The sequence below is a fragment of the Clostridium sp. AM22-11AC genome, assembly GCF_003473545.1.
Lineage (GTDB): Bacteria > Bacillota > Clostridia > Lachnospirales > Lachnospiraceae > Enterocloster.
In genome coordinates, this window is the sequence record NZ_QUCM01000038.1 from 1 (window position 1) to 10,859 (window position 10,859).

At 44.2% G+C, this 10,859-nt stretch carries 12 protein-coding genes; 8 read left to right on the forward strand and 4 right to left on the reverse strand.

Annotation, left to right across the window (positions count from 1 at the left end):
- The 4 genes from DW251_RS17150 to DW251_RS17170 all read right to left on the reverse strand — a co-directional run.
- The coding region (locus tag DW251_RS17150) for a reverse transcriptase domain-containing protein (RefSeq protein ID WP_243035026.1) at positions 1–556 on the reverse strand (556 nt) is incomplete at its 3' end.
- A gap of 740 nt (positions 557–1,296) precedes the next feature.
- The gene (locus DW251_RS17160) at positions 1,297–1,587 is read right to left on the reverse strand and encodes a dsDNA nuclease domain-containing protein (protein WP_118301857.1); all 291 of its coding nucleotides are present in this window, start codon (positions 1,585–1,587) and stop codon (positions 1,297–1,299) included.
- Positions 1,584–2,501 carry a nucleotidyl transferase AbiEii/AbiGii toxin family protein gene (locus DW251_RS17165; RefSeq protein ID WP_118301858.1) on the reverse strand — a complete coding sequence of 306 codons (918 nt, stop codon included), beginning with the start codon at positions 2,499–2,501 and terminating at the stop codon, positions 1,584–1,586. Before DW251_RS17165 ends, DW251_RS17160 begins: the two co-directional genes overlap by 4 nt.
- Positions 2,501–3,109, reverse strand: a complete 609-nt coding sequence (locus DW251_RS17170; RefSeq protein ID WP_028087997.1) for a type IV toxin-antitoxin system AbiEi family antitoxin domain-containing protein — start codon at positions 3,107–3,109, stop codon at positions 2,501–2,503. The genes DW251_RS17165 and DW251_RS17170 overlap by 1 nt, the downstream gene beginning before the upstream one ends.
- Positions 3,110–3,574: 465 nt before the next feature.
- Here DW251_RS17170 and DW251_RS17180 point away from each other — a divergent pair, with 465 nt between their 5' ends.
- From DW251_RS17180 to DW251_RS17215, 8 genes are all read left to right on the forward strand, one after another.
- On the forward strand, positions 3,575–3,892 hold the full coding sequence (locus DW251_RS17180; RefSeq protein ID WP_182433652.1) for a hypothetical protein: 318 nt from the start codon (positions 3,575–3,577) through the stop codon (positions 3,890–3,892).
- 2 nt (positions 3,893–3,894) lie between these two features.
- Entirely contained in the window at positions 3,895–5,301 is a 1,407-nt protein-coding gene (locus DW251_RS17185; RefSeq protein WP_118301859.1) for a hypothetical protein, read from the forward strand.
- Between the two features lie 78 nt (positions 5,302–5,379).
- Entirely contained in the window at positions 5,380–5,793 is a 414-nt protein-coding gene (locus DW251_RS17190; protein WP_118301860.1) for a phage holin family protein, read from the forward strand.
- A 1-nt stretch (position 5,794) separates the two neighbouring features.
- Complete coding sequence (locus DW251_RS17195; RefSeq protein ID WP_118301861.1) at positions 5,795–6,730, forward strand: SPOR domain-containing protein; 936 nt, start codon at positions 5,795–5,797, stop codon at positions 6,728–6,730.
- A gap of 217 nt (positions 6,731–6,947) precedes the next feature.
- Complete coding sequence (locus tag DW251_RS17200) at positions 6,948–7,184, forward strand: SHOCT domain-containing protein (protein WP_243035028.1); 237 nt, start codon at positions 6,948–6,950, stop codon at positions 7,182–7,184.
- A 53-nt stretch (positions 7,185–7,237) separates the two neighbouring features.
- Positions 7,238–8,797, forward strand: coding sequence for a recombinase family protein (locus tag DW251_RS17205; RefSeq protein ID WP_118301862.1), 1,560 nt, complete (start codon positions 7,238–7,240; stop codon positions 8,795–8,797).
- Entirely contained in the window at positions 8,797–9,213 is a 417-nt protein-coding gene (locus DW251_RS17210) for an integrase (RefSeq protein ID WP_118301863.1), read from the forward strand. Before DW251_RS17205 ends, DW251_RS17210 begins: the two co-directional genes overlap by 1 nt.
- Complete coding sequence (locus tag DW251_RS17215; protein WP_118301864.1) at positions 9,213–10,778, forward strand: recombinase family protein; 1,566 nt, start codon at positions 9,213–9,215, stop codon at positions 10,776–10,778. The genes DW251_RS17210 and DW251_RS17215 overlap by 1 nt, the downstream gene beginning before the upstream one ends.
- Positions 10,779–10,859 lie beyond the last annotated feature (81 nt).

The window sequence follows — 10,859 nt, forward strand, 5'->3', positions numbered from 1 at the left end:
ACTGCCTTAAACACAACTTATCATGAGATGGCAGAACATTACAATCTTGCCATTCATGTTTCATATGGTCGAAGAATCCTTTGATGTCAGCATCCACAATATAGCAGATTTTCGTGTTGTTTAATCTCTTATACAGTTCTTTTATTGCGTTATGACATCCTCGATTTGGTCTGAATCCGTACATGCAGTTCAGAAATCTCGGTTCATAGATAGCTTCCAGTATCTTCTTTAATGCTAATTGGACTATTTTGTCCTCATAGCACGCAATTCCTAATGGTCGAAGTTTTCCATTGCTTTTAGGGATATATACCCTAATTGATGGCTGTGGTTTGTATGATTTTCTTTTCAGTTTTTCTACCAAGTCATCTATGTTTTGCTCCAGATTTCTCCCGTACTCTTTCTTAGTAATCTCATCAACACCGACTGCTTTGTTTCCGTCTAATTCTTTGTGACATTGCAAAAGCATTTCTTTATTGATTAGATGATACAACGATGTGAACTCTGGTCTCGGCGAATTTGCCGATATTTCTGCTATTCTTTCTAATTTCGTTTCCATCAATACCTCCGTCCCTGAGTACGGTTGATGTGTCCTCAGAAAGACCATTATTATGTAGCTCCCTTTCCTCCGTTGGCATTACACAACTTCTTCAGTACTATGAAGCTATCCGACTGCCTACTGTTCTTTTGACATTCTCCTGTTTTGCAGTTGTTTGCCATACTTGCAATGGCAAGAAACAATAGGCTCTCCCCAGTTGACTGAATAATCACAATGTAAAACATAAAGTGCTCTTTGACCCCGCAGAAGCAAACCATTTCTCACCAATGCGAATTGATTTGTATTGCTTTCCGTCGAAATTAGAACGTCAGCCTTCTAAATGTCAAAATTTCGAGGCTCAATCGCACTCTCTATTTTCTCGCTGTCTACGCTTAGCAACTATCATTACTGACAGTCACCCAAGACTCGCTACTGGCGGTTGGTTAGACCTTACCAGACAGGCATTCCACCTGCTAGACTACTCGCCCTTATCTGGGCGCACAATTCCGATTTATGGACAAAAGTATTCTGAATAAACTCCTCAAAGACAGAATCAAAATTGCTCGGCATATCATCTAAAAATTCATTTTTAATCCTGTCTTTGATTTTTTCATATAACGCAATATTTTCTGTCTGAAGTCTTTTCCCGTCTTCAATATATGACTGCCATAACAAAACCTCTTTATCAAAATCATTATTTGATACAAAATGGCAATGCGAACATTCAGCACCAAATGTCAAATAGTTGTAAAAAATAAAACCTAAAAAAGATTTTTTGTAGCTACCACTTTTTTTCTTTTCCCTTTTGACATTTCCGCAATAGTCCAGTCAGAAGAATCTTCTTTTGTCTTTATTTGAAAAAACTGATACTGCTGATTATTGGGAGAAAATTCAGCCATATCATCATGAAATTCACAAAAAACAATACACTCTGCATCTTCTTGAAGTTTACCTATTATATGGCATACAATCCAATGAACTTGATATCCAAATCTATTATAGGAGTCAGAACCTGCTTGCTCACGCTGTTCAACAATAAGTACACTACTCATAATTTAGGACTCCTTTCATTTTTATTCCATTTCATAATAAAGTTCCACTGTTCTTGCCATTCGTTCTCATTCACAATTGCGTCAAACACAGGCTCAAGGAAAGTCTGGATTTCTTCAATGACGAATGGAAACTCAAGTGTATTATCTTTTATGGTTTTCAAAAAGAATTTCCAACGCTTCTGCATATCTTCATCATCGGCAAGTGCAACAACACGCTTAAAACTGTCTCTGTCATAGGGAGTACCGCGCCTCTGTAAAGTTTCAAATATAGCTGACTGCAATTTTGCACCATCAAAATCGAATGTCCTTGAAAGATAATAGATGTCATAAAAATCTTTCATTCTGCCTGTCAGCTCAAAGCGTTGCAGTATGGCATCAAACTTCTCGGCAATAGTGCTTTCCAGGGAATATGTTTTGATTACAGGAGCTTCAAAATCAGGAAGCTGAGTGTTGATTGTACGTTCTTCAGCACGAGGAACTATAATATCACCCACACCTATATCAACATTAAACGGCACACGCACATTTTTTATTTGAGCAATAATCTGCGTACTAATACCGTGATATTTTCTTTGCGGAGAAATTTCCTCAAAGCCTTTTGCTCGCATTTCTATATAATCGTTACCTGTCGGTGTGTCGATGATTTTACAAATCAACTCTTTTACATCATCTATTGAATTAGAGTATCCACGGAGCAGGAAATCGACATCGATTGTTGCTCTACTTTCAAAATTAGTTAAAGTATAAATGAACAATCCACCTTTGAGTATTAGCGTATCCTCACACCCGGATTTTGATAGTTTTCTCAAAAATTCTTCCTGCACAAAAAGCTGCAAGCATTGCTGGTAGCTGATACCAGAAGCTTTTGCTTTATTTCTCAGCTTTGCCAGAACGGAAGCTGCAACATCTGCCATTACAACCACACTCCAATCAATTCTTTTACACGCGTTTGAACACGCAAAACTTTTGCATATTCTATAAGATTCGGTATATTCTTTTTCGGGTCTTTAACATAGCCCTGTACTGCTTTATTAAAAACCTCCTTATCCATCTTGTTCATATTTCGCAGCACATCGCAAATAGTACGGTCACGGTCATAAATGCGGACTTTGTGGAAATCAATTTCACCTTCGGTTTCGCCTAGCGTAACCAACTCTGACTCTACACGATATGCCTTTATAAACGGATAATCGATTTTTGTACGCCGCTTAGAGACATTTTTATCTATTGCAAAGTTCCATTCAGCAGGATTTCTGTCACTGTATCTATAATAGAATAGGGCAGTCTCCATACAAAGTACTGCATCGGGAAACAATCGATTGATAATGACAACTTCGCTTTCTCCATAATCTTGAGTCCAGTGATAGTAACCTCGCCTGACTCTTTCAATCAATCCTTCGTCTAAAAGTTGTTTTATATCTGCATAGTATAACTTTGAAGCTGTAAGTTCAGCAGTAGTCATAACATAATTATGACTGCTAAACAACATTCTCAGTGTCTCAATATCTTTATTCTGAAGCATATCTTCACCTCTATTTAATCGCCCTTAATCAGACCAACGATTGGGCACTTTACTATATTATATTTGATTTTTCTCTTTCAGTCAACAATAGCAAAGTGAACGCTTTTAATTATATCAATCAGGCAGTTTAGTATAAAATCTGCCCTCCGCTTTTTTAACCAGATAAAATATTAGTCAGCGAAAAGACAAATAGGTAAAAAAATAAGCGTACCACTGTTTTTATGATACGCTCATCATTATTAAATTACCTCAAAATGCTTCAATGCATCCTTTATCGCTTCCACTTTCTCCGCTGTCGGATGTTTCCTCGGCTGTTTCAATTCTTCTACCGCATTAGGAGCATCGTACATCGGCAAGCCTAAATCTCTCATCACGCTGCACGATCCGACCATCCTTTACTGGCATGATTCCGAAAATCTCTTCCCAGACATGAAGGTAAGCTACACAGGAGTGCCAATTCCACAGGTGCTTTATTCCGAAAACATCGATATGTCAGATTCCACGATTCTTGGCATTGAAAAGGTAACTGCTGACTGCTCGGACGAGGTGTTGTTTGCGGTCTCCTTTGATGACGGAGCGAGCTGGTGGAGCTGCATCAATGCTGTGTGGGCAAAGCTGTCCGAGGAGAAATCCGGAATGTCGAAGGCTGCTCTCGAAGCCATCAGTGTGGATTCCTGGGCGGAGAAAGCAACTACTGGACAGCTAAAATATCGATTTATCGTCAGCGGCGCAGACGGCTTTGTCAGATCCATTATAACCGACTATTTGAATGTGGAGGAATGATTATGCTAAAAGGAAAAACTGTAATTGAGCTTACAGATGTCCATACCGGCAAAAAGGAGCACTACGAAGACACAAACCTGGTGACGGAAGCCGCGATGGATGTTCTGAACTGCAACATTAAAGGAATGCTTTATAACGGCACCACATTTAATGGTTCCACTGGTGATGATTGGATGCTGCCGCTTAAGAAAAACATCATGGGCGGCATCCTTTTATACCAGAATGCACTTGAGGAGCGTGCAGACACTATCTATGCTCCGCTGGATAATCCGCTGATCGGCTATGCCTCGGATGATGCCAATAACACAGAGGATATCCGGCGAGGTAGTCGAAACCTCACCGAGAGCAAGGAAGTGGATGGCGGTTACCGCTTTGTCTGGGACTTTGCTACTTCACAGGCAAATGGAACGATTTCTGCTATCTGCCTATCCAACACGCTGGCCGGAAAAGGAACGCAATATGCCGGTAACTACATGGTCCGTATTGGAACCTGGTCAGCAAATGTTCAGGATAAATATAAGTCTTACTGTATGCGAGGAAATAAGCGTGTATATATTGGTGAGGGATATCGTTTGGAAATGACAACGTATTATAACTCCACCGAGGCCACGCTTCGAAAGATTCATGATGATTATCTTCATGCAGCGCTCGTTGATCGGCCGCTGACAAGAATGACCACGGAGGCCGATGAGGAAACCACGATTGAGCTGAACCATTACCCTTCCTACTACCACTACATAGGAGGACAGAAGGATGGAACGGAGGAACCATATAGCGACAATTCTGAAATCTGGAATTATCTGTATCATGGTGCTGACGGAAAATGGTATGGATTAGTCAGGCGAGAAAACCGTAAATATAGTCACACCAGCGGCAACAAGGACTACTACACTCACCAGGATTACGAGTGGTACATGGACTGTATTGACGGCAATAAATGCACCACGCAGAAAATCGTAGCTCCAAGTGGCATCAGTGAATTCTACAGCTTGGGTATGAGTGGAAAATGGCTCATGTGCTATACGGGCAATCAGGTGTATCGCATTGATACCACCAATGTGGCAAACATTGAGCTGGTACCGAATATCACCTATGTCTCGTCAACCATGTGGACCTATATCGTAGATGATGACATCGTGATCAACGGCTGGTATTTTTTGAACGGCGAGCCAAAGCTCTATGTACGAGATACGCCAGATGCAAGCTACGCATCCTGGGGACGAAATCAGATGGTGCGGTATAAAACATATGCACTTCGTGAATGGATTTTTCGGTCGAATGTCTACAATCTATACCGGGAGCTGTTCTTGATTACTCCCTACCTTGCTACCATCAATAACCTGGGCACTCCGGTCATCAAGACCGCAGATAAGACCATGAAAATCACATACACCATTACAGAGGAATGACTCTGTATCATTTCGGAATCAAGCATCTCATCACGAGGTGCTTTTTTCATACCCAAAATTCAAAGGAGGACAAACATTATGAAGGAATTCTGGAACACGATTCAACTTGCATTTGCAGCTGTCGGAGGATGGCTTGGCTACTTCCTCGGTGGCTGTGACGGTCTGCTTTACGCACTGCTCACATTTGTGGTGATCGACTACATCACAGGCGTCATGTATGCAATTGCAGACAAAAACCTCTCCAGTGAAGTGGGCTTTAAGGGCATCTGCCGAAAGGTGCTCATCTTCCTGCTGGTTGGGATTGCAAATGTTCTTGATGTGCAGGTCATCGGTACCGGTAGTGTGCTTCGTACCGCCGTGATCTTTTTCTACATTTCCAATGAGGGTGTAAGCCTTCTTGAGAATGCAGCGCATCTCGGCCTTCCGGTACCGGAGAAGATCAAAACCGTTTTAGAACAGCTCCATGACAGAGCAGAAAGTGAGGATAAATAAAATGGCTTATACGAACAGCTCCTTGGTATCCTATACCAAGCTCAGTCCAAACCACTCTGGACAGAGAACCCATTCCATCGACCGAATCACGCCACACTGCGTGGTCGGTCAGTTATCTGCCGAAAGTATCTGCGGATGCTTTACCAGCCCTTCTCGTCAGGCTTCCTGCAACTATGGAATCGGCACTGACGGACGAATCTCCTTATGTGTTGAAGAGAAAAACCGTAGCTGGTGCTCCTCTTCCAATGCAAACGACCAAAGAGCCATCACCATCGAATGTGCCTCTGACATGTCGGAGCCCTATGCGATGAATGATAAGGTCTATGCTTCTCTTATCTCGCTCTGCACCGATATCTGCAAGCGTAATGGCAAGAAGAAGCTTTTGTGGCTTGGAGACAAGGACAAGACTTTGAATTATGCACCGAAGTCTGATGAAATGGTGATCACTGTCCATAGATGGTTTGCCAACAAATCCTGCCCTGGCAACTGGCTCTATGCCCGCCTGGGCGATCTGGCTGCAAGGGTTACTGCAAATCTTGGTGGAAGAACTTCCCCTACCGAGGGTACCCTTTATCGTGTACAAGTCGGAGCTTATAAGAACAAGGCCAATGCTGATGCCCAGCTTGCCCACGTAAAGGCTGCTGGCTTTGATACCTATATGGTACAAATCGGAGGACTCTATAAGATTCAAGTCGGTGTCTATCGTGAGAAAGCCAATGCTGACAACATGATGGCAAAGCTCAAGACTGCCGGTTTTGATGCCTTCATCACAACAGAATCCGGTACCTCTGTTTCAACGCTCAAATCCATGGATGAAATCGCGCGTGAAGTCATCCGTGGCGACTGGGGCAATGGCGCTGACAGAAGAAATCGCCTTACTTCTGCCGGATATGATTATGCGTCTGTACAGGCAAAAGTAAATGAATTACTGGGATAACCATCAGGGTCTATGAGGACTTGCATCCTTATAGGCCCTTTTTCTTTTTGTCTGCAAGGTGTATCAATGATACTTTCCTAACTTTTCTATAGACCTATTTTTATAGCCTATAGAGAAGTTTATACATAGACCTTGATGCACCTTGTCATTTTTATCCGCTCAAATCCATCACGAATCTCCAGGGGAAAGTGAAGAACTGAAACTGGAGGTACTTTTCATGCAGAAAGAAACAAAAGCAGTATTACAGGCAACGGATATCGCTTCTCATCTAAAGGCCGCACCGATATCATCCATCGAAATTCAACAGGATCACGACTACTTCATGGCCCAAAGAGCCAGCGAAGCGCTGCTCTCCGCTGGACTTATTTCCTTGGTGGAATTCAACAAATTGACGCAGCTAAACCGCGATACATTCTCTCCGATGTTCGTCGAGATTATGCCCAGAATCACTTGATATATGTGGCCTTTAGAGTGATGTATATACACTGACAAAGGAGGTGAATCACCATGAAGAAGGTAACCAAAATCGATAAAATCCAACCTTCACTGGCTTCGAAAAAGAAGCTCCGCGTGGCTGCTTACTGCCGCGTTTCCACGGATTCTGATGCACAGCTCGAAAGTCTGGATGCACAGAAAGAGCACTATAAAAACTACATCACCTCCCGTGATAACTGGACCTTTGCAGGGCTCTACTTTGACGAAGGTATCACCGGCACCAAGGCTGATAAAAGGCCAATGCTCCTGCGACTAATCGAAGATTGTAAAGCAAAGAAAATCGACTTTGTAATCACCAAGTCCATCAGCCGCCTCTCCCGAAATACTACAGACTGCTTGGAGATAGTAAGAACGCTTCTGTCACTGGATATTTCGATCTATTTCGAGAAGGAAAATATCAACACCGGCTCGATGGAAAGTGAGCTGTTTCTTTCCATCCTAAGCTCTATGGCCGAAGGCGAATCCGCTTCGATTTCCGAAAATAACAAGTGGAGTATTAAGAAACGCTTCCTGGATGGAACCTATAAGCTTGGCTATGTGCCTTACGGCTATCGCTGGAAGGACGGAGAAATCCTGGTGGATCCTGAGCAGGCTGAAATTGTAAAGCGCATCTTTCGAGAGCTTCTTTCCGGGAAAGGCACAGAGGCTATCGCCAAGGAGCTAAACCAGGAACAGGTTCCAACCAAGAAAAGCGGCCGCTGGACCTCTACCAGCATTCGCGACATCATCAGGAATGAAAAATACACCGGTGACTGCATTTTCCAAAAGACCTATACCGACAGCAATTTTAATCGCCACAAGAACGACGGCCACCTCGATCAGTACTATGTGCCAGATCACCACGAAGCAATTATAAGCCACGAAGATTTTGAAGCCGCATCAGCCTTGATTGAACAACGAGCAAGTGAGAAAGGCATCAAGAAGGGAAATGCTAAGTATCAGCAGCGCTATGCCTTTTCTGGCAAGATTATCTGCAGCGAATGCGGGAATACCTTCCGTAGGAGAATCCATTCCAGCACCTACGGGAAATACGCAGCCTGGGTGTGCAACACTCACCTGGAGGACACCAGCAGGTGCTCTATGCTTTATATCCGTGATGATGATTTGAAGCTGGCATTTACCACGATGATCAATAAGCTGGTCTACTGCCACAAGCTGGTCTTGAAGCCTTATTTGAAAGCGCTACAGGAAAACAGCGGAGATGCATCGCTTCTGAATATCCAGCAATTAGAAATATTGCTGGAGCAAAACACCGAACAGCGAGAAACCCTGCATAAGCTGATGGGACAGGGCTACATTGACCAGATTCTTTATACCCAGGAAAATAATGCCCTTCTCTCTCAGGCTGGCGAGTATAGGGACCAAATTGAGCTCCTAAATCGCTCCCAATCACTGGATGCCACAAAGGTATACGAGACGGAGCGCCTGCTACACTTCTGCGAACATGGAGAAATGCAGCTGGAATACAGTGAAGAATTATTTGAGCTATTCGTGGATCACATTGAGGTTTATAGCCGTCAGAAAATCGGCTTTGCACTTCATTGTGGTCTTATTTTGAAGGAGATGATTTGATGGGACACACACCCTTCAGTTACCGGATCGAGAATGGCAAGGCAGTGATAGATGAAGCTGCTGCCGCTCAAGTTCGAGAGCTTTACAAGAATTATTTAAGCGGTCTATCCCTTACCAATGCTGCAAAGGAAGCCGGGCTCAACCTACTCCATTCTGGTGCCAAGCGCATGATGCTAAACAGGCATTACCTCGGAGATGACTTCTACCCGGCCATCATTGATCCGGCATCCTTCGATGCCGCCAGTGCGGAGCTTAGCAAGCGCTCTACGCAGCTCGGACGGAACGACCGCTATATTGCACCAATCATAAAAAGGCCAACTACCGCCTTTCGACTTGGTGACATTACAGAGAATTATGAAAATCCGGTCAGGCAAGCAGAATACCTATACAGCCTGATAGAAAGCGAGGTCAAATAATGGGAAATGTTATGGTCATCCCTGCAAAACGGCAGGTCGGAAACACTGCCAGGCAGCAGGATGCAAAGCCAAAGCTTAGAGTCGCAGCGTATTGCAGAGTCAGTACTGACAGCGATGAGCAGGCTACAAGCTACGATGCTCAGGTCGAGCATTATACAGAACTTATTCAAAAGAATCCGGAATGGGAATTTGCCGGTATCTACGCGGATGATGGTATTTCCGGCACCAACACCAAAAAACGTGAGGACTTCAACCGTATGATTGACGACTGCGAAGCCGGAAACATCGATATGATCATCACCAAGTCCATCAGCCGATTTGCCAGAAACACACTGGATTGTCTGAAATATATCCGCAAGCTAAAGGAGAAGAACATCCCCGTTTTCTTCGAAAAGGAAGCCATCAACACAATGGATGCCAAGGGTGAGGTCCTGATTACGATTATGGCTTCCCTGGCGCAGCAGGAATCACAATCCCTCAGCCAAAACGTAAAGCTGGGACTCCAATTCCGCTATCAAAGCGGCCAGGTGCAGGTAAATCACAATCACTTCCTCGGCTACACCAAGGATGCAGATGGGAATCTCATCATCGATCCAGAGCAAGCGGAGGTGGTAAAACGCATCTACCGGGAATACCTGGAGGGCTACTCGATGGATCGGATTGCAAAAGGTCTGGAAGCAGACGGCATACTCACCGGCGCTGGCAAAACAAAGTGGTGGACCAGCACCATCAACAAAATCCTCCGAAACGAGAAATACATCGGTGATGCGCTTCTACAGAAAACCTACACCACTGACTTTCTGAACAAGACAAGAGTCAAGAACAACGGCATCGTGCCACAATACTATGTGGAGGGCAACCACGAAGCAATTATTCCGAAGGATATTTTCTTACGGGTGCAGGAAGAGCTGGTACGCAGGCGAGTGGTCAAGACAAGCGCCAATGGCAAAAAGCGCTCCTACAGTTGCAACCACTGCTTTGCACAGATTGTTATCTGTGGCGAGTGCGGTGAAATGTTCCGCAGAATCCACTGGAACAACCGTGGCTGCAAATCCATCGTCTGGCGCTGCATCAGTAGACTAGAGCCGACCGGGCAGGAATGCCACGCAAGAACCGTCAATGAGACGGTATTGGAGAATGTGGTAGTTCAGGCAATTAACACGCTCCTTGGCGATAAGTCCACCTACCAGGCGCAACTCCAGCAGAACATTGCAAAGGTGATCCGTAGTGCTCAGCAAAAAACCGCTGATGGCATTGACGAAAGACTGCAGGAGCTCCAGAAAGAGCTTCTCAAAAAAGCCAATAACAAAGAGGCCTATGATGAGATTGCCGACGAGATCTTCAAACTCCGGGAACAGCGAGAAAAATGCACTGTTGACACTGCTACCAGAGACGCACAGATTGCCCGCATCAATGAACTGCAGGATTTCATCAAGCAGCAGCCCGCACACTTGGAAGCCTTCGACGAGGCCCTGGTAAAGCGCTGGCTTGAGCGGATCAATGTCTGGGATGACCACTTCACTGTGGTGCTTAAATCCGGACTGAAAATTGAGATTGAAGGATAATATCCTTAGACGCAAAAAGGCTACTTACCGAGACCGTTTCAAGTTTTGTGTAAACGTTAAAAACTGATATAAGATTTGTGA

Coding starts and splice junctions, on each gene's coding strand:
- DW251_RS17160 (WP_118301857.1), bottom strand. CDS start 1,587: ATGAGTAGTGTACTTATTGTTGAACAGCGTGAGCAAGCAGGTTCTGAC.
- DW251_RS17165 (WP_118301858.1), bottom strand. CDS start 2,501: ATGGCAGATGTTGCAGCTTCCGTTCTGGCAAAGCTGAGAAATAAAGCA.
- DW251_RS17170 (WP_028087997.1), bottom strand. CDS start 3,109: ATGCTTCAGAATAAAGATATTGAGACACTGAGAATGTTGTTTAGCAGT.
- DW251_RS17185 (WP_118301859.1), top strand. CDS start 3,895: ATGCTAAAAGGAAAAACTGTAATTGAGCTTACAGATGTCCATACCGGC.
- DW251_RS17190 (WP_118301860.1), top strand. CDS start 5,380: ATGAAGGAATTCTGGAACACGATTCAACTTGCATTTGCAGCTGTCGGA.
- DW251_RS17195 (WP_118301861.1), top strand. CDS start 5,795: ATGGCTTATACGAACAGCTCCTTGGTATCCTATACCAAGCTCAGTCCA.
- DW251_RS17200 (WP_243035028.1), top strand. CDS start 6,948: ATGCAGAAAGAAACAAAAGCAGTATTACAGGCAACGGATATCGCTTCT.
- DW251_RS17205 (WP_118301862.1), top strand. CDS start 7,238: ATGAAGAAGGTAACCAAAATCGATAAAATCCAACCTTCACTGGCTTCG.
- DW251_RS17210 (WP_118301863.1), top strand. CDS start 8,797: ATGGGACACACACCCTTCAGTTACCGGATCGAGAATGGCAAGGCAGTG.
- DW251_RS17215 (WP_118301864.1), top strand. CDS start 9,213: ATGGGAAATGTTATGGTCATCCCTGCAAAACGGCAGGTCGGAAACACT.